Source organism: Bradyrhizobium sp. LTSP849 (genome assembly GCF_000938255.1).
Lineage (GTDB): Bacteria > Pseudomonadota > Alphaproteobacteria > Rhizobiales > Xanthobacteraceae > Bradyrhizobium.
This window is the reverse complement of record NZ_JYMR01000004.1, coordinates 254,970-273,395: the sequence shown is the minus strand read 5'-3', so window position 1 is coordinate 273,395 and position 18,426 is coordinate 254,970. Positions and strand designations below refer to the sequence as shown.

Below are 18,426 nucleotides of genomic sequence, written 5' to 3'. Positions count from 1 at the left end.
AAAAGTGCGCAGCGGTTTTCCGACAAGGCCATGCCCTCTATCAAGAGAGGCTAGGCGCGATGGCGGGTCCGCCACGCGCACGCGATCCGCAATCGGTGCTGTTCGCCTGCGCGATGAACAGCGTGCGCTCGCCGATGGCGGAGAGCCTGCTGCGGCACATGTTTCCGCAAGGCCTCTACGTGAAATCGGCCGGCGCGAGAAAAGGCGAGCTCGATCCCTTCGCGGTCGCGGTGATGGACGAACTGGGGCAAGACATCTCCACCCACAAGCCGCAGACCTTCGAGGAGCTGGAGGACTGGGAGGGGCTGAACTTCGACCTCATCATCACGCTGTCGCCGGAGGCGCACCACAAGGCGCTGGAGCTGACCCGGACGCTTGCCGCCGACGTCGAATATTGGCCGACGCATGACCCCACCACCATCGAAGGCAGCCGCGACCAGAAGCTCGCCGCTTATCGCGAGGTCTGCGACCAGCTCCTGATGCGCATCCGCCGGCGGTTTGCCAAGGTCGGCGCGGCGAACGGGTAGCATTCGCCGCCCGTAACACCGGCGTCACAGACTGCGGGCACAGGCATGTGGCGACCCTCGAATCGCTTAAGTCCGGGTTCCCGGGTTGTGAAATCAGCCCCCTTCCGATAGGTTCCGCGCGCAATTCACCCCCTGCTTCATCCCCAAAAAATCAGCTGATGCTCGGCCGCCCCAAATTCGTTCTTGCCTCCGGTTCGCCGCGGCGCCTGTCGCTGCTCAACCAGGCCGGCATCGAGCCGGATGCGCTCCGGCCCGCCGACGTCGACGAGACGCCGAAGCGGGGCGAGCTGCCGCGCGCCTGCGCCAACCGCCTCGCCCGCGCCAAGGCCGATGCGGCGCTCAAATCAGTCCAGCTCGACGACGAGCTGCGCGGCGCCTTCATCCTTGCCGCCGACACAGTGGTGGCGGTCGGTCGCCGCATCCTGCCCAAGGCCAACCTCGTCGATGAAGCCGCGCAGTGCCTGCGGCTCTTGTCGGGCCGCAACCACCGCGTCTACACGGCGATTACGCTCGTTACGCCGCGCGAGGCCTTCCGGCAGCGCCTGGTCGAGACCCGCGTCCGCTTCAAGCGCCTCTCGGAAGACGACATCCAGGCCTATATCGGCTCCGGCGAATGGCGCGGCAAAGCCGGCGGCTATGCCGTGCAGGGCATCGCCGGCTCCTTCGTGGTCAAGATGGTCGGCTCCTACAGCAACGTCGTCGGCCTGCCGCTCTACGAGACCACGACCCTGCTCGGCGGCGAGGGTTTTCCGATCCGCTTCGGCTGGCTCAACGCCACCGCCGTGTGAGCGCGGCGCTGGCCTCGCGGCCTAACAAAAATCTCGAAAACAACCCCATGCACAGTAGAATGGCCCGGCGCGACCTTGCGTGGAACGCATGCGCCGACGCCTGAGGAACCTGTTTGTTGACAGGCTCTTGAACGCCTTCACCTCCTACGCGCTGCCGAGATCATGGACGACCACGTCAAAAAGCCCGCCGGCCCTGTCAAAACCTGCTCGATCTGCGGCAAGCCGCAGTCGGAGGCAACCCGCCCGTTCTGCTCGTCGCGCTGCCGCGACGTCGACCTGAACCGCTGGCTGAAAGGCTCCTACGTCATCCCCGGTCGCGACGACGAGACGGATGGCGAGGAATAACTAAGCAATATCAATATTTTAATTGAATTACTGACGTGCCGCGCGCCAGCCGCGGCGAGGCCGCCCGACCTTGTGCACAGCCGGGCCGCGCCCGGCGAAGCCTCTTGGCGAAGCCGGGTGGACAGGCCGCTTCCAGCCCACTATAAACCGCCCGCTCGATGGGCCTTGACCTTCTCTTTGGGTCCTTCCCTCAGCACGCCCAGGTAGCTCAGTTGGTAGAGCATGCGACTGAAAATCGCAGTGTCGGTGGTTCGATTCCGCCCCTGGGCACCATTCTTTGAACGGCTGACCGGAAAACAAAAAACGTCCCGCACGAGGGACGTTTTTTGGGCAGTCAGGCTCGATTCAGCGTTCAGAGCAGTACACTATCCACACCGACATCCATACCAGCTCTCCATTCTTTGACGTGTGCATCCAAGTCGCAATCTAACATGCGGCAGGCGTGTTTTCTACCCGGGATTTCTGAAGAAATTGACATGGAATAGGGCGTTCGGCGCCAGATTCTGAACGTTCATGCCGGCCGCGCTGTAGTTTGGCAGATTGTCCAGGTGCTTTGCCCGCAAACTCTCACTTGAGAGCAACACCTCGCTACCGTCACCGATTTTCCCGGCAGCCGTTATCGTTCCAAAGGCCGTCGGATAGATCAGCACGATATCGACACTCCCAGCCGTAATGGAATGAGAATTCTCGATCGAGATGTGGTCCTTCCCCTTCCTGCTGAGATCAATCATGGCATCGTCCAGCAGGAAATGGGATTTGACGATCAGGATGTCCCCCTTCGCCACCGACGTGATCGGGTTTTCGAAGAACACAAGAACGCCGATGGACTTGGCGGACGTATCGGTTGGATTCTTGACCGGGATGGCCTGCACCGCGATTTCGCGGTTCTGCGTTTGATTGAAGCAGGTCCACGCCGTCGGAACGATCGATGTCTCGCCATTCAGGTGCGCCGAAGAGTTGAAGCAGACCAAATTGTCTCCCTTGGCCTGGATGGTCGCAGTTCGAACGACGTAATCGCCCCCTCTGAGGAGGTTGGGCGGCAGCGGATGCAGGCATTCCGCGCGAACGACAAAATCGCCCTTGATGTATTCCCACTCCGGGAGTCGCAGAGACGTTTCAAAGACCTTGTACAGCGAGTGCATGATCTTGGCGGTGGACAATCGTCCTGAGAGCTTGGATGGCGCCGGTACGCCGACCATCTCATAAAGCTGAGCGATCTTGTACAGCTTGCTCATGGCTCGATTGTAGGAGGGCGTATACCAGGCGTCGTCATTCAACTTGGCGATCGCCGCCTCGAAATCGAATGTATTCAAGCTGGTGATTTCTTCGAACTGATTGCTCAGGCCGACGAGCCGCTTGGCGCGATCGACGTTGTGATTCATCGAGGCGGAAACAAGTTGCAGGCAATATTCCTTGAAGCCGCTCGGGACGTAAGGTGCCGGACTTTCATCGCCAATCGAAACGCAAAACACCTGGCCGTCAAAATCCTCTTTGGCCAATAGGAGCTCGACGGGGAGGTTTTCGCACAGCCCTCCATCGACGTATGGTGATGTAATCACATCGGCATAGCTTCGGAACGCGAACGGGATGGCCGATGAATGCAGGATCCTTTCGATCAAATTGCCGGAGTTGAATGTAACACCACGGCTCTGCGACAGGTCGGATCCGGTAATGATGAGCTGAATTCCATCGAGGCTGTTGATGTCCTCGATCTGCCGTGGCGCTTTCGGAGCAGCCTTAGCGAACAAGTCGTTCAGGAACTTGCCCAGCACCTCCGTTCGGAGCAGCCTCTTGCCGCGGTACGCCTTCCATACCGCCGTCAGCAGCTTCAACCGGTTGGTGAGTGGACTCATTGGTCCGGTGCTGACGGTCGAGCTCCATCTGCGCATCCCTGCCGTGTGCGCCGGCCCCTCCTCCTTTATGAACTTGCGCACTTGCGCGAAATCGGCGTTGCAGGCGATCAGCGCCGCGCAGATCGATCCTGCTGAGGAGCCTGCGACGCGCGTGATTCTTACAGTTCCGTCGTTGTGGGCCTGGAGGAGGGCGTGCGCGACCGGCAGCATCTCCACGAAACGTGCACCGCCCCCCTGAAATGCGACCTGTATTGAAGGCACGATGGCCACCAAGCAATCATTGAAATATGTATGAAAGGATATCTAAAACCACAAATTGTGCAAGGCTGGCGGCGAGCTCGGCGGGATCGGCAACGATGTCCGGGTCTGGACGGTCCGCGGCCTGCCCGTAATGACGAGGCCGGTCTGCGCGGCCCACCAGTATTCCCCACCCGGGCAACGCCCGCCATCATCAGACCGTCATCGCCCTGTCATTGGCGTTCCATTGATCGTTGCTCCTTTCGCCGCGCGCATTGCAGAGGGTGGACATGGATCTGATCAAGACAATTTCTTCCGACCGCCGGTCGATCCTGAAGGGCCTCGCGGCCGCGGCCGTCGCGCCGCTGGCGGTACCAGCCATGGCGGCCGAGGGCCTGCCGGCGCAGCTGACTGGACCCGCGGCCGCAATCGCCACCGACAAGGCCTATTGGACGGCCGTGAAGGGGCTCTATGCCGTGACGCCGGATGTCGTCAATCTGGAGAATGGCTTTTGGGGCATCATGGCCGAGCCGGTGCGGCGCGAGTTCATCCGTCTGTCCGACATGGTCAACTATCAGAACACCTACTACGCGCGGCAGCGCGCGGGTGCGGATTTCGATTCCGTGCGGGCCAAGGTGGCGGCGGCGGTCGGCGCCGCGCCCGAGGAAATCGCGCTCACCCGCGGCGCGACCGAAGCGCTACAGCTGCTCATCAGCGGCTACAACAAGCTCAAGCCCGGCGATAGCGTGCTCTACGCCGACCTCGATTACGATTCGATGCAGTATGCCATGAACGCGCTGAAGGCGCGCCGCGGTGTCGACGTGGTTAAGTTCGATGTGCCGGAGCCGGCCACCCGCCAGGCCGTGCTCGATGCCTATGCCCGCGCGCTGGAGGCGAATCCGAAGACCAGGCTTCTCCTCCTCACCCATGTCAGCCATCGCACCGGCCTCATCATGCCGATCACCGAGATCGCCCGCATGGCCAGGGCCAAGGGTGTCGACACCATCCTCGACGCCGCCCATTCCTGGGGGCAGATGGACTTCAGGCTGGGTGAGCTCGAGGTCGATTTTGTCGGCTTCAACCTGCACAAATGGATCGGCGCGCCGGTCGGCGTGGGCTTCCTCTACATCAAGAAGGACCGCCTCGCCGATATCGACCGCGACATGGGCGACGAAGATTTCCCGGACACCGACATCCGATCGCGGGTCCACACCGGCACGGTCAATTTCGCGACGGTGCTGACGGTGCCCGCGGCCGTCGATCTCCATCAGCAGATCGGCGCTGCGGCGAAACAGGCCCGCCTGCGCTATTTGCGCGACTATTGGGTCAGTCGCGTTCGCAGCTTCAAGGACATCGAGATCCTGACGCCGGATGAGGCCGGCCTGTATGGTGCGATCACGTCCTTCCGCCTCGCCGGCAAGACCAGCAAGGCCGACAACGACGCCACCGTGGCGAAGCTCAGGGACACCTACAAGGTCCTGACGGTTCGCCGGGCGGGCGTCGCCAAGGGCCAATGCATCCGCGTGACGCCGGCGCTCTACACCGACGAGGCCGATCTCGACCGGCTCGTCGAGGCGCTTGCTGCCATCACCGGTACCAAGGCAGGGTGAACGCGCGCAAGGCGGAGGGCGATCCGTTTCAAGGCGGCCAAATCGCAAAGGCGCGCGCGTTTCTGCCGCGTGGCCTCAGGCGGCGAGCCACGAGTCCAGTATCATTCTTTCCTGTTCGGTCGCACCTAGTGTTGAGTTTGCGAAGAAGGTGACGTTGATCCCGCCGTTAAAAGCCATCCAACCCGTGAATGCATCGCTCCAATCACCGTTGTGGCCATAGAAATTACCGGTGCCGTCGGGTGCCTGGAATCGCCAAACGCCAAGGCGTGCATCTCCTATCGGATAGGCAGGCAGAGCGCTGGCGGCGCCCGGTGCGCGCGTGTCACGCATGGTCGGCCACGGGTCTGGGCTGAATGAACCGTTGATCAAATGTGCGATGAAACGGCCGTAGTCGCGAACGTCCATGTTCCAGTGATCGGCGCCGCAGACGAGTATCGGGTTTGTCGAAAGATGCTGGTCGCCGAGGTGATCGTGGGCATCTGCGAACCACTCCGCTTGAAGGTTAGTCGGCGATTCCGGGCCAATCGATGCGTGACCGATTCCCGCGGGAGCCATGATGTTTCTCTGGATGTTGTCGGCATACATGGTGGCGGTGACCGTCGGCAGCACAGTTTGAGCCAGCACGGTTGGTAGAAGAGTCTGAGCCCGCGCCTCCAGCCACCCCAGGGAAAGAGGACAGCTCAGATAGGCCAGCAGGACACGAAGCAGGGAGTAGTTGATGTTTTGGTAGTGAACCACACCGAGAGTGCCTCCCGGTGGTGACTCACACAACGCCTTTAGCTGGCCGAAGTCGGATTGATCGCCAATCAGGCCGCCGGAATGCGTCATAACGTGCGCGAACGTCAGTTGCGCGATTTGCGCGTTCACATTCCATGATGCTGGCAAGAAGGGTCTGATCCCGTGCGCGGGCGTGAGGCCGCTGGCGAGCAATTGGCGTACGACCCCGGCTGCCGTGATGGTCTTGCTCATGCTCAGCACGTCCATACGGATCAAGGACGTCATCGTCACGTCTGGATTGATGCGGGCCTTGCCTGCGCCCGCATTGTTCTTGAGGTTCAATCCCTGATGGATCGCGATTGAGTGGCCCTCGGTGAAGCTCAGTTTGCCATCGAGGTTGCTGAAGACAGCGCCTAGATCGGTCATGATAGCTCTCCCTCGCAAATATTTTGCGCACACGATCTTGCACAGCACGCCACTGAATTGTCTGTGAGCGATCTCACACGCTTTACGGGAATCGCGGCAAGCGCAACGGCGGCGATCGGCAGGTCCGCCAGCGCTATTGGCGCGACTACCGGGTCAGTCGCGTTCGCAGCTTCAAGGACATCGAGATCCTGACGCCGGATGAGGCCGGCCTGTATGGTGCGATCACGTCGTTCCGCTTCGCCGGCAAGACGAGCAAGGCCGACAACGACGCCACCGTGGTGGGACACCCACAAGGTCTTGACGGTTCGCCGGGCGGGCGTCGCCAAGGGCCAATGCATCCGCGTGACGCCGGCGCTCTACACCGAGGAGGCTGATCTCGACCGGCTCGTCGAGGCGCTTGCTGCCATCACGGGTACGAGGGCGGGGTGACGCGCGCGAGGCGGAGTGTGATTGGTTTCAAGGCGGCCAAATCGCACACGCTGGCAATCAGCATTACCGTGCAGTGCACTCAATGCACATTCGAACCGATAGGCCGATTTGATAGGCCGCAAAATCGCTCAATTGAGTGTCACCGTAGTGGGTATATGCTCGCCGGTTTAATGAGAAACGCGCGGTGGAGTGCTGGCTGGTCGGCGTCCGTCGATCGACCTCAATGGATCGCTAATCGATCGTGTAGCCGAGCGTGCGGTATCCGGCCCGCCGCCTAGCAGCCATCCGAGCCAGAACCGGTACTGCCGAATCCACGTAGTCGACGACGAGAACGTCGGCCTTGCCAGCATATCGTCGGTGAAGCCGTCCCACATACTGGGCCAACGTCCCCTTCCAGGAGATAGGCATCGTCAGGAACAGCGTATCGAGCCGTGCATCATCGAAGCCTTCTCCGATGTAGCGGCCAGTCGCCAGGATGAGGCGTTCTTCCTCTTCGGGAACGCCTAATGCCACGTCGGCGCTTTTTCGCTCAGCCGCCGATAGTCCTCCGCGCAAGACCGCGATATTCTTGACGAAGGAGGAAAAGCGTTTCTCCAGATAGAGGAGATGGTCCTTCCGTTCGGTCAAAACGATGGGCGATCGCTTTTTTTCGAGAGCTTCTAGAACATCGTCGAAGATGAGATCATTGCGGACCTCCGGCATCGGAGGTCTTTCCATCGACGACAGGGACAGGGGTAACTCGAACCTCGTCGTCCGGTCGCGAACCCGATGGCGGATGCCGCGCTCAGACGCTTGGGTTCGCGCGTCGACCTTGTGCCGGACCGGACCGCACTGCATGAAGATGATTGGATGATGCCCGTCCTTCCGAGCAACCGTGGCGGACAGCCCGAGAACGAAGCGGGCCTTGGTACGCCTGGCAACCAATTCGAAGCTAGCGGCGGACAGGTGATGGCACTCATCGACGACCAGATGTCCATATGCGGCAACGACATCGTCCACTTCGCCGTTCCTGACCAAACTCTGGATGATCGCCACATCGATGACGCCGGTCGGCTTGCGCTTACCGGCACCGATCATCCCGATTTGCTTCGAGTCGATGTCCAGAAAAGAGCGCAGACGCTCCATCCACTGATCGAGAAGCTCGCGGCGATGGACCAGCACAAGGGTATTCCGCTCACGCTGTGCGATTAGCGCGGCGGCGACGACCGTCTTGCCGAATGCTGTCGTGGCCGCGAGGACACCATGATCATGGAGAGCGAGATCCGCGAAGGCTCTCTGTTGGGGCGGCAGCAGTTCTCCGCGGAACGATAGTCGCGTCGGCAGCGGCTGACCGAGTTCGCGACGATCTTCCAGGACCAACTCGATCCCATGGTTCCGGGCGAGCGCGGTCATCTCGTCGAGACAGCCGCGCGGCAAAGCCACGTGCCGGGGATGAAACTCGGCGCACGAGACGACGCGGGGCCTCCCGAATGTCGGCAAGCGCATGGCCTGAGCCCGATAGAACTCCGGGTTCTGGAATGCCGCCAGCCGGACGAACTGCGCGACCAATGCTGGGGGAAGCTCTGCTTTTTCGAGGTAAATCTGATCGGCAATCACGATGTTCATCGTCTTCGGAAGGGGGGCCTCGATCTGCGCTGGCCCGGTGCGGCGCGATGGGAGCATTTTCCATGGCTCGTCGGCAAACTCGTCTTCTACAGGCATCCGGACGCCGAGGATGCGGCCCGAACGCTCCGCCTCGTCGACGATCCCGAAAACTGCGTCTGCCGAATTTCGAGGGAGCGTTGATAGAAAAGCCCACTGATCTTCGTAGGGATTTAGGTCTTCGTCGACGAAGACGCTGTTGCCAACTTCGCGTGCTCGTCTCTGCAACGGCAACGCGATCAGGTTCCCGAAGCCGCCGAGCGGCATCGTATCCTGGTTGGGAAAGAATCGATCGTAAGAGGAGAAGCCGATCTCTGGGCGCCTCTCCATAGTCTCAGTGATCAGTGCTGCTCCCATCTGGCGCGCGGTCCGCGCCGAGATCGGCTCGCAGAAGAATACCCAGACATGACCACCATTTCCCGACCGAGATCGTTCGAGAGCGGCAGCGATGCCCTTGTCGCGGCACGTTTCCAAGAATGCTCTGGCATCCTCGGCCCACGCCTCTTTGTCAAAATCGGCGGCAAGGAACCAGCACGTCTCATCGGAAAGCAAGGGGTACACTCCGGCAATAAAATCACTGGATCGCGCATCGCCGCCGCGAAGGTGCCTTTCGATGATCTCGTCCGACGGAGGAATGAATGCCTGATGGGGGCATTCTCCGCATTTGACCTTTGGCTTGCCGCAAATGCCCCTTGCCCATTCGTTCGAGCAAGCCGGCGAATATCCCGCGCGACCCGTCTTGCGGTTTTCCCACCGCACAGGAACAATATCTGGTCGACCGGCGAATAGACGACGAAACAGGGTAATTTTGTCGGAAGCTGGCGAATTATTGGTGACCGGCGCGCCCTCGAAGGACGAACGCCGCCCGACCTGGTCAATCGCCGAGAGTTGTTCCAGCGAGGCTAGCCTCGCTTCAAGACCCGCTTGCTCGGCTTTGAGGTCAGTGACACGCTGCCGAATGCGTACGAGTTCCTGTTCGATCGCATCTCTGTCCACGGTGGCTACCCTGTACAATTTCTAGGGCAAATAAGCGGAGCATTTCCGCTTCCTGTCTCCTGACACGAGATCGAGATTATAGTCGAATGCCTTCAGGGGTGAAGCGCTCGAACTCTGCGACGCAGAATTTCAGCTCGTCCATAACTGCACGCGACATCATGGAGCGCTCCATGGCGACGCGTTGATGGTGTCTTGCAGCTCTTGGACGCGAGCGATGATATCGTCGAACGACAATGGCTTATCTTCAAACATCATCGGCGCCATGTCGCGATAGTCTGCGCGCAAATCCCTCAGGCGCGCCTCAGACGGCATCAGCCGCAACGTCCCCGGCCTCGCCGTGTCATAGTTCGCCCAGGCTGAGCGAAAAAATACGGCCTTGTGCTTAGCAACCTGCTCGAGAAGCTTGAAGTCGGCTGCTGCCGCCTTCCCGTATTCGGTGTCGATGAGCATGGCGATGTCGTAGTAGTGCCGTGAGAAATGTTGCGGCGTTGGCAAGTCGTTCGGTCGGTGGGCTTCTGCGTGTAGGGCCGTAGCCTTCTCCCAAAACGTGCGCCGCGCGGATAGTACAGTCACGGTGCAATCCGGGTCCTCGAAGAAGTCCGGGTATTCATCCGCTGCATAGGGACGGATGATCTTCTCCTCGCTCGGCCACGGGTCACCACGCGCACCGAACTCCAGCTTCACCCGCGGAGTGATGTAGGCCATGCCTTCGTACTCCTCCTCGGACAGCGCTGTCGGGTAGTGAAAGTTCACTGTCTGCGGATCATTCGCATCGATCTCCAGTGACCACTCGCCCTGCGTCGGCCCGCCAAGATGCTGAAGTATCGCCGACTGGAGGGCCGGCATCAGTTTCTCTGCGATGTGCTTTTCGACGTCGCTGACGAGCTCCTCGATGAGCCTGCTTGCCTGCTTCTTGCTGATCCCTTCCCTTTCCGGATTTCGCTCGCCGGTATAACCGAGACCAGCGCGGTCAAAGGACAGGTCGATGTCCTCGGAGAAGCGGCGGATCACGCCAAACGCCTTGGATAGGGACGTCCCGCCCTTGAAGATCAGGGTTGGCGTATCCTCCTTCTGCAGCTCGAAGAGACGTTTCAGGGTCCAGCAGACCCAAAAGTCTTTCTCGATGATGGTGTTGGCAACACCGCGTGCTGCACCTGTCTCGCCGAATAAGGCCGAGCGATCGGGCTCGTCGAGCAGGGCGACCTTATCCATCAACTGCACCGGAGATGGCGTTTGCGATGGATACCAGCGTCGGCCGCATCCACGCGGGCGCCTGGAAGACACTCGTGGCGAGCGTCTTCTTATCGCGGGCGGACAATTGGCGAGCGGCGACATGAACGACATCAGTGGCTCGTGCAGGACCTAGATGCCGCAATGCCTGAACAACGGTCCCAGCCGGGCTGCCCGGAGCGATCAGGTGCTTGGGCGAAGCATGGCGCAGGTCGACGACCCGCCTGCCCAGCACGACACGCCGGGATGGACCATCGGTCAGATAGATGCTCTGGGCCGGAACTTGGGTGGACAAGCCAAGGGCATTCACCGCACGGGCTCCGGCGATTTGCACCCGCGAACCGGTCTCGCGGGCGAGCGCCTGCGCAACGTCGTCGGGAGTGGGCGACAGCGCGCCGAGCTTCGGGTGTACCTTGGGGAAATCGTACAGGCCACGCGTCAAGCGGCGCAGCTGGCTGCCCTTAACCAGACGGGAGAGCGCCTGATCGACCGCGGCGCGTCCGGCTACGTCCAGGAAGTCGTTGGGGGTAAATACGCCTCCGCGGCCGCCCGCGCGGGCACGATTCATGATCCGGGCGGAGACCGATGCGAGCGGGCGTTTCATATGTCAGAAAATACTATATATTTTTCTGACATACAAGAGCCGATCACATTCTGCGGTGCCTGCTCACTTCGCGATGGCGCAATAAACCATTGCCGGTGAGCAGACCTTCAATAAATCTACCAAGGGATCGTAGGGTCACTCAAGTTGGGAGTAGAAATTACAGCGATATTTCAATGGTATAAGTTCGCAATACGACTTTGAATGGTGCGCCATTCCAGCCACCCGGCGGCCTCTTCCAGAAAATTGCGCGAGACAGCGATGGCCGGAGCGGGCGTAGCGACATCCGGGTTTTGTCACTGCGGTGACAGCGCACGCGATGCACGCTCGAACCAATAGGTCACCTTGATCGACCGCAAAATCGCCGAACTGAGTGCACCGTGGCCGTCCTCGACTCACACCGGAAACGTCAACGACTTCGCCAGCCTCACCAGATCGACCTGGCGCCGACAGCCCGTCTTCTCGAACACATGAAACAGGTGGCTCTTCACGGTGCTGAGGGAAACGCCGAGCAACGACGAGATCGCGTCTCGCGTCTCGCCTTCGCAAATCAGCTCGAAGATACGAATCTCGGCCGGCGTCAGGTCATAGAGCTGGGTGAGCGCATCGTGAGGCAAGCGCGGCGGCCCGGAGGCGGACGCCACGAATAGAGCGGCGGCGGCTCTCTGGTTCAGGCCGGATCGCATGTGGCTGCGTCGCAACGGCAGAACGTGGATGACGAGAGGGTCACCGCCGGCGCTGGGGATCGGGATGCCGATGCCTTTTTGGCCGAGCGTCGCCTCGTCCTTCGCGGCCTGCGCGATGGCCGATTGCAATGTGCTGGTGGTCGCCGCGGATTGAACGGCGATCCGGCCTTGTCGATCCACGATGGGATCACCGGCTGCGAGCATGGCAGTGGCCGCGGCGTTGGCGTGAACGATCTTGGACTCCTCGTCCGCCAGGACGACTCCGACCGTCAGCGCCTCCACGGTCGCGGCGAATGTCGCGGCTTCCACCGTCTTCATGTCGAACAGATTGCTGATCGTCACGGCGCGGCGGATGTGAGGTGCCAGAATGCGCAATCCGTCGAGCTGCGCATCGCCGATCGGGCCGGCCGACTGATGCTGACTGAAGATCGCGTTTCCAACCATCATCCTGTCGCGAACGAGGCCGACGGCGACGGCGTCGAACAAGCCCTTGGGCATCGCCCACTCGCGATAATAGCGATTGTTGGAAATGATGTCCTGCCGGACGGCCTGGGATTGAACGATCGGTTCTCCGAGCGGGTATTGCTGAATGCGCTCGACGCCGCCCCAGAGTTCGATGATGTCGGCCCCATACGCGATCCCGTTGTGAGCCATCTGGGCCAGGTCGCTCCTGGAGACCGCATTTACGCGGGCGCTCATGTTTGTGAGGCTGGTTACCGAGAGCGCGCCGGTGGCAAAGCCGAACTCCGCGCAAATCTCATCCAAAACCTCGGTCCATCGTTCAGGCGTGATCACACAATCGTAGATGGCGCCAATGAGATCTGAGAACTTCTCGACCGAAGCCTGCTGCATTCCGAATTTGCTCGCTTGGTAGTCACTCGCTTCACTTGAACGTCACCGTGGCAGCAGCGTCATCCGCCGATGTGGGTGTCACAGTCTGCTAGCCTTGGTCTTTAGCACCTCGATTCCGCAGCGCAAACGGGAACGCCGAACACGATGTCTTGGGCGGCTCCGATGATTTCGCGCATGGCGAGCCGTTCGCGCCTTTGCTGGAAATCCGGCTCCCGGTCACCCGGGGGCTGATTAAAACTGTGGCAGATGCGCCGCCATTGGCGCAGCGGCAGAGCTGCAATGAGTTGCATGATTCGACGATGCAGCTTCGATCGACGCGTGATAGAATTCGACTCCGGGATGGAATTGACCGTCCCCGCATCTGGAAGGACATGGCCATGACGTTGTCGTTGCACTTCGTTACGCGTCCCGCTGTCGCTATCCCGTCGATTGCACTGTTGCTGTGCTGCCTGAGCGGCACGGCAATGTCTCAACCGACCCCCTTGGCCGGTGCCGATACCCTTCCCGGCGTTACGGTCGATGCGCCGAAGCAGGTGGTGAGGCCGCCCAGGCCGGCGCATCATTTGGCAGCCCGCAGCACAGGCTTCCGCACGTCGTCATCAATTTCGACGGCGACCGCGCCGATGTCGGATACCGTGAAGCTCGCCAAGCTCGAACGCGAAACCGGCAGCTGCGTCGGCGGTTGCCAATCGAGTTTCAAGACGGCCAATCAGCCCTGGGTCGGCTGCAACGCTACGGGCGGCGTGTACTCGGCCACGTGCCGCAACGTCGGCAATTACAAAAGCTACGACGAGTGCAAGGAGGCCGGGCGGGTCACCGGCTGGCGATCCGGCGAAACCATGGCGTATTGCAGCAGCGTGGCGTTGGCTGCGGGATGGCGTTGACTTAGGGCCGCCTTGTTGACGCGGCGCGCGTAGCCAGCGAAGCCCGGATCAGCGAAGGCGACATCCGGGTGTTGCGGTCAGCGCCCATCCCGCATGTCGCTTCGCTCATGCGGGCGAGTGGTCTTCGTGATATGGCTGGCCTCAGTAACCCCACGAGGCCGCCATGCTTCCCATTCCCGCCGACATCTTCACCGAGCCCGAGGACGTCTCGCCGGACGGCCTTGCCAATCTCGGCCCGCTCCGCCGTCTTGCCGGCGTCTGGCAGGCGGACAAGGGCATCGACATCAATCCGAAGGCCGAGGGGCCGGAGCGGCGGGTGTTCATCGAGCATATCCGGATGGACCCGATCGATCCGCAGGCCAATGGGCCGCAGCTGCTCTATGGGCTGCGTTATCACATTCACATCAACACGCCCGAGGAGGACATCACCTTCCACGACCAGGTCGGCTACTGGCTGTGGGAGCCCGCGACCGGGCTGATCATGCAGACGCTGGCGATCCCGCGCGGGCAGGTGCTGCTCGCGTCGGGCAAGGCCAAGCCGGATGACAAGAAAATTTCCGTCACGGCGAAGCGTGGCGACACGACTTACGGCATCTGCTCGACCGACTTCCTGGAACAAGCCTTCCGCACCGACACTTATCGCTGCGACATCACCTTCAATGATGATGGCAGCTGGAGCTATCTGATCCAGACCGAGCTTTTCGTGAGAGGCGCCCCGTTCAATCATCACGACAGCAACACGCTCAAGCTCGTCGCGCCGCCAAAGCTCAATCCGCTCGCGGTGATCGTGAACGATCGCGCCAAGGATACTGAGAACAATGGGCCGGCGGCCTGAGACTTGCCCCCGGAGAATTTGCCCCGGAGAATTTGCATGAAACCCTACGTCATCTGTCTGATGCACTCCAGCCTGGACGGCCGCACGCATCCCAGCCGCTGGCGTCCGAAGAGCGCGGGCGCCGACTGGTTCGAGAAGATCCACGACGAGCTCGGCGGCGATGCCTGGGTGATCGGCCGAGTCACCGGCTCGGAGTTCGCCAAGGGCAAGCCCTATCCCGCAACGTCGGGCGAGAAACTTCCGCGCGAAAACTGGTTCGTGCGGCGCGATGCGAAGACCTACGGCGTCGTGCTCGATGCGCACGGCAAGATCGGCTGGGGCCGATCCGACATCGGCGGCGATCCGATCGTCGTGGTGCTGACCGAGAGCGTGCCGGATTCGCATCTTGCCGGCCTGCGCGGCGAGGGCGTGTCCTATATCTTCGCCGGCCAATCGGAAATCAACCTGGCGCTTGCGCTCGACATCCTCAATCGCGAGCTTGGCGTGAAGCGCCTGCTGGTGGAGGGTGGCGGCGTCGCCAATGGCGCGTTCCTGCGTGCCGGCCTGATCGACGAATTCAACCTGATCCTCAGTCCCGCGGTGGATGGCGCCCGAGGCGCTCCCTTCGTGTTCGATTCGACGGACGCCGACAGCGACCAGCGCGCGCCGCTGACCGCGATGACGCTGGAGAGCACGCGGCCGCTCGGCGGCGGTGTTTTGTTGCTGCGCTATTTGATCCAGAACGACGCGGTGGGCCAATAGCTAGCTGCATGTCGGACAAGTCAAAGCACATCGTCATTGCCGGCGCCGGCGCCGCCGGCCTGATGGCGGCCCGCGAGCTTGCGCGCGCTGGGAAACGAGTCACGATCCTGGAGGCGCGTGACCGTTGCGGCGGGCGCATCCAGCCGTTGCCGGTCTCGCAGTTCGGCTATCCCGCCGATGGCGGCGCCGAGTTCGTTCATGGCGAGGCGCCGGTCACGCGCGGCCTGTTGCGCGAAGCGAGGCTGTCGATGCAAGCCATCGCAGGCTCGCAATGGAGCTTTGACGGCACAGAGCTCTCGCGGGAGAGCCGCGACGATCCGCATGAGGCCGAGCTTCATGCCGCGTTGAGGGACTTGAAGGACGACCTCACCGTCGCCGAGTTCCTGCGCCGCCATTTCGCGGGCGACGCGTACGCGCGGATGCGGCATTCCATCGAGCGGATGGTCGAGGGCTACGACGCGGCCGAGCCCGAGCGCGCCTCCACGCTGGCCTTGCGCGAGGAGTGGATGGATGGCGGGCTCCACACGCAGGGGCGCATCATCGGCGGCTATGGCGGGCTGATCGAATTTCTGGTCGCGGAGTGCCGCGAGCATGGCGTTGTGATTCGCCTCGGTTGCGTGGTGTCGGCGATCGAGGAGAGCGGCGGCACTGTGACCGTCCGCTGCGACGGTGACGAGGCGCTCTCGTGCGACAGCGTGATCCTCACCGTGCCGCTGCCGCTATTGCCTGAGATCGCGTTGCCGAAACGCGCGCGGGAGAAGGCCGCGCTCGCTTCCGATATCGGCTTCGGCAATGTCATCAAGATCCTGCTGCGTTTTACGAAGCCATGGTGGCATGACCGGACGGAGGATCTCACCTTCCTGCTGTCGGATGAGACAATCCCGGTGTGGTGGACGCAGCGTCCGTCCGATGATCCCGTGCTGACCGGCTGGTTTGGCGGCCCGCGGACGGCGGAGCTGGCGGGTCTCGATCCGCAAGCGCTGATCGACGCCGGGATCGACTCGCTTGCGGCTGTGTTCGGCTTGCCGCGCAACGATCTCGCGCGCGATGTCGTGGCGGCCGTGGCGATCAACTGGGCGCACGATCCCTATGCGCGCGGCGCCTATTCCTGGGCGACGCCGCAGACACGCGAGGCGCAGACGATTTTGGCGCGCGCCGATGGCCCGGTGCTGTTCTCCGGCGAAGCGCTCTATCGCGGCCGCGACATGGGCACGGTCGAGGCCGCGCTCGCGAGCGGGCTGGAGACGGCGGGCTCGATCTTGCGCGCATGAAAAAGGCCCGCGTGCTCGCGGGCCTTTCGTTCATCGACGACAGCCCGTTTACCAGCGATGGCCGCCGTAGCCGTAGGGTCGGCCGCCATGATAGCCGTGATGCGGCCGCGGATAATAGCCGTAGCTCCGGTAGTACGGACGATAGTGGCCGTGATGAGGGCGCCAATGATGATGCTGGCGGTGGCCCTGATGATGCCGGTGTTGCGCGCTGATGTCGGTCGATTGGGTCTGCGCGTTCGGCTTGGCCTTTCCGCTGCCGGCCGCGTGTGCCGCGGATCCGCCGGCCAGCGCCGCAGCGCCGATCGCCATCGCGACAAAGAGATACTTCATGTCATCACTCCAGTTGATAAGTCGAGTGACAACAGATGTGCGTTCGCCGCGTTCCGACTATGGCGGGCGTCGAAACGACGCAGACGCAAATGGCTCAAGCGTATTGAGGTTTATTGTCGCAGTGCTGCGAGCGAGGCGATCACGTCATGCGTGGTCACAATGCGGGCGAATTCGCCGTTGAGATTCGACAGCGTCATCGCGTGGATCGCCTCGGCCGAATGCGTATCGCCATCGGGCCCGACGCGGTCGAACGTCCATGTCGCGTCGCGCACGAGGCGTGCGTCGAAGCCGAGATTGCCGGCCATCCGCGCCGTCGTCTCGACGCAATGATTGGTGGTGGCCCCGCAGATGACGAGCGTCGAGATGTTGCCTGCGCGCAAGCGGCTTTCGAGGTCGGTGCCGATGAAGGCGCTGTTGACGCGCTTCACGATCACGGGCTCGCCGGCCTGTTCGCGCGCCTCGTCCTTGACCGCGTAGCCGGAGTTCTCGGGGCGGAACGTCGAGTTCGGCTTGGTGCCCTCATGGCGGATGTGGAAGATCGGCGCACCGCTCGCCCTGAATGCCTTCAACAGATCGGCGATGCGCGCCACCGCATCCGGATTGTTGCGCCGTTTTCCGGCCGCCTCCCATTCGTCGAACGCGCGCTGGACGTCGACGACGATGAGGGCGGGGAGAGGGTGGGGCATGGAGAACGGATTCCGGCTTATGGCGAGCCGAGTATGCGAGGCGCCGGCCAGTGCGGGCAACGCCGAATTTCCCTCGTTTCAGGACGGCTGCGCTCGCAACGACGAGATGGGGAGACCGTCTCGCGCGGGCGATGGCGCTACTTGAACGGATCCTGAATCGACGGCGCCGACTGCCTGATCCGGCGCACGCTCACCGGCGCGCCGTCGGAGACGAACAGCAGCTCGTATTTGCGGCCTTCGCTGTCGGTCGCGGAGCAGGTGACGTCGTTCACCTTCTTGGCGGCGAAATTGCCGGTCTGGCGGCAGGTGCCAGTGGAAGTCTGCTCGGCCGGTACCGGCAAGCCGTCAACCTTCGGCCGGTCCTTGGAGTTGAGCAGCATGCGGTCGATCGGCAGCTCGTAGGAATTGTCGTCGGCCCGCTTGCCGTTCTCGCCGGAGAACGACACCACGTGGTTCTCGTCGCTGGGGTCGTCGACGGCGACGGCGAAATTGACCCGGCCCCCGTCGCCATGGGCGTAGGCCACCGTCTTGCAGGCGAAGGTGCGCCCGGCGACCTTCAGCGTCTTGCAATGGCCGGACATCAGCGCCAGCAGGTCGACGAAGGAGTTCTGCTGAGCGGGCGGATTGTTCACCGGGATTGCGGTGGAAGACTCGGCAAAACAAGGACTTGCGAGGAGGGTCAGGGTTGCAGCGAGGACCGGTCGGCAGAGGCGCATCGCGAGGCTCGTATGCCAGGGGACC

18 protein-coding genes and 1 tRNA gene are annotated in these 18,426 nt (G+C 62.1%); 10 read left to right on the top strand and 9 right to left on the bottom strand.

Annotated elements, in window-relative coordinates; genetic code table 11:
- Positions 1-59: 59 nt before the first annotated feature.
- The 4 genes from UB31_RS03615 (at position 60) to UB31_RS03600 (ending at position 1,933) form a co-directional block, all read left to right on the top strand.
- Positions 60-527: an arsenate-mycothiol transferase ArsC gene (locus UB31_RS03615; RefSeq protein WP_045009834.1), complete on the top strand. Its 468-nt coding sequence runs from the start codon at positions 60-62 to the stop codon at positions 525-527.
- Positions 528-685: 158 nt separating this feature from the next.
- Positions 686-1,315 carry a Maf-like protein gene (locus UB31_RS03610; RefSeq protein ID WP_045009833.1) on the top strand — a complete coding sequence of 210 codons (630 nt, stop codon included), beginning with the start codon at positions 686-688 and terminating at the stop codon, positions 1,313-1,315.
- Between the two features lie 162 nt (positions 1,316-1,477).
- On the top strand, positions 1,478-1,660 hold the full coding sequence (yacG, locus tag UB31_RS03605; protein ID WP_045009832.1) for a DNA gyrase inhibitor YacG: 183 nt from the start codon (positions 1,478-1,480) through the stop codon (positions 1,658-1,660).
- 197 nt (positions 1,661-1,857) lie between these two features.
- Positions 1,858-1,933: transfer RNA gene (locus UB31_RS03600), tRNA-Phe, on the top strand.
- A gap of 176 nt (positions 1,934-2,109) precedes the next feature.
- Here the strand turns inward: UB31_RS03600 and UB31_RS03595 are convergent.
- Positions 2,110-3,783: a patatin-like phospholipase family protein gene (locus tag UB31_RS03595; protein WP_156175156.1), complete on the bottom strand. Its 1,674-nt coding sequence runs from the start codon at positions 3,781-3,783 to the stop codon at positions 2,110-2,112.
- A gap of 257 nt (positions 3,784-4,040) precedes the next feature.
- On the opposite strand from UB31_RS03595, the gene UB31_RS03590 reads away from it, so the two are divergent.
- The gene (locus UB31_RS03590) at positions 4,041-5,360 is read left to right on the top strand and encodes an aminotransferase class V-fold PLP-dependent enzyme (protein WP_045009830.1); all 1,320 of its coding nucleotides are present in this window, start codon (positions 4,041-4,043) and stop codon (positions 5,358-5,360) included.
- Positions 5,361-5,435: 75 nt separating this feature from the next.
- Here the strand turns inward: UB31_RS03590 and UB31_RS03585 are convergent, their stop codons facing one another.
- The gene (locus tag UB31_RS03585; protein ID WP_045009829.1) at positions 5,436-6,503 is read right to left on the bottom strand and encodes a serine hydrolase domain-containing protein; all 1,068 of its coding nucleotides are present in this window, start codon (positions 6,501-6,503) and stop codon (positions 5,436-5,438) included.
- A 297-nt stretch (positions 6,504-6,800) separates the two neighbouring features.
- Here UB31_RS03585 and UB31_RS42795 point away from each other — a divergent pair, with 297 nt between their 5' ends.
- Entirely contained in the window at positions 6,801-6,932 is a 132-nt protein-coding gene (locus UB31_RS42795; RefSeq protein ID WP_283806020.1) for a hypothetical protein, read from the top strand.
- Between the two features lie 231 nt (positions 6,933-7,163).
- Here UB31_RS42795 and UB31_RS42460 read toward each other — a convergent pair whose 3' ends face one another.
- The 4 genes from UB31_RS42460 to UB31_RS03565 form a co-directional block, all read right to left on the bottom strand.
- Positions 7,164-9,569 (bottom strand): TOTE conflict system archaeo-eukaryotic primase domain-containing protein, encoded by a 2,406-nt coding sequence (locus UB31_RS42460; protein WP_045009987.1) that lies wholly within the window; start codon positions 9,567-9,569, stop codon positions 7,164-7,166.
- Between the two features lie 156 nt (positions 9,570-9,725).
- The gene (locus UB31_RS03575) at positions 9,726-10,781 is read right to left on the bottom strand and encodes a nucleotidyl transferase AbiEii/AbiGii toxin family protein (protein WP_045002378.1); all 1,056 of its coding nucleotides are present in this window, start codon (positions 10,779-10,781) and stop codon (positions 9,726-9,728) included.
- Positions 10,774-11,367, bottom strand: a complete 594-nt coding sequence (locus tag UB31_RS03570; RefSeq protein WP_045002601.1) for a DUF6088 family protein — start codon at positions 11,365-11,367, stop codon at positions 10,774-10,776. Before UB31_RS03570 ends, UB31_RS03575 begins: the two co-directional genes overlap by 8 nt.
- 428 nt (positions 11,368-11,795) lie before the next feature.
- Positions 11,796-12,938 carry a helix-turn-helix transcriptional regulator gene (locus UB31_RS03565; RefSeq protein WP_045009828.1) on the bottom strand — a complete coding sequence of 381 codons (1,143 nt, stop codon included), beginning with the start codon at positions 12,936-12,938 and terminating at the stop codon, positions 11,796-11,798.
- A 149-nt stretch (positions 12,939-13,087) separates the two neighbouring features.
- On the opposite strand from UB31_RS03565, the gene UB31_RS03555 reads away from it, so the two are divergent.
- From UB31_RS03555 to UB31_RS03540, 4 genes are all read left to right on the top strand, one after another.
- The gene (locus UB31_RS03555; RefSeq protein ID WP_245305941.1) at positions 13,088-13,822 is read left to right on the top strand and encodes a hypothetical protein; all 735 of its coding nucleotides are present in this window, start codon (positions 13,088-13,090) and stop codon (positions 13,820-13,822) included.
- 163 nt (positions 13,823-13,985) lie between these two features.
- A complete protein-coding gene (locus tag UB31_RS03550; RefSeq protein WP_045009826.1) occupies positions 13,986-14,657 on the top strand; it encodes an FABP family protein in 672 nt (223 codons plus the stop codon).
- Between the two features lie 36 nt (positions 14,658-14,693).
- Positions 14,694-15,398: a RibD family protein gene (locus UB31_RS03545; protein ID WP_045009825.1), complete on the top strand. Its 705-nt coding sequence runs from the start codon at positions 14,694-14,696 to the stop codon at positions 15,396-15,398.
- An 8-nt stretch (positions 15,399-15,406) separates the two neighbouring features.
- Complete coding sequence (locus UB31_RS03540; protein WP_045009824.1) at positions 15,407-16,669, top strand: flavin monoamine oxidase family protein; 1,263 nt, start codon at positions 15,407-15,409, stop codon at positions 16,667-16,669.
- Between the two features lie 48 nt (positions 16,670-16,717).
- Here UB31_RS03540 and UB31_RS03535 read toward each other — a convergent pair whose 3' ends face one another.
- From UB31_RS03535 to UB31_RS03525, 3 genes are all read right to left on the bottom strand, one after another.
- The gene (locus UB31_RS03535; RefSeq protein ID WP_045002383.1) at positions 16,718-16,999 is read right to left on the bottom strand and encodes a hypothetical protein; all 282 of its coding nucleotides are present in this window, start codon (positions 16,997-16,999) and stop codon (positions 16,718-16,720) included.
- Between the two features lie 110 nt (positions 17,000-17,109).
- Positions 17,110-17,685 carry a cysteine hydrolase family protein gene (locus UB31_RS03530; protein ID WP_045009823.1) on the bottom strand — a complete coding sequence of 192 codons (576 nt, stop codon included), beginning with the start codon at positions 17,683-17,685 and terminating at the stop codon, positions 17,110-17,112.
- A gap of 137 nt (positions 17,686-17,822) precedes the next feature.
- Positions 17,823-18,401, bottom strand: a complete 579-nt coding sequence (locus tag UB31_RS03525) for a hypothetical protein (RefSeq protein WP_045009822.1) — start codon at positions 18,399-18,401, stop codon at positions 17,823-17,825.
- Positions 18,402-18,426 lie beyond the last annotated feature (25 nt).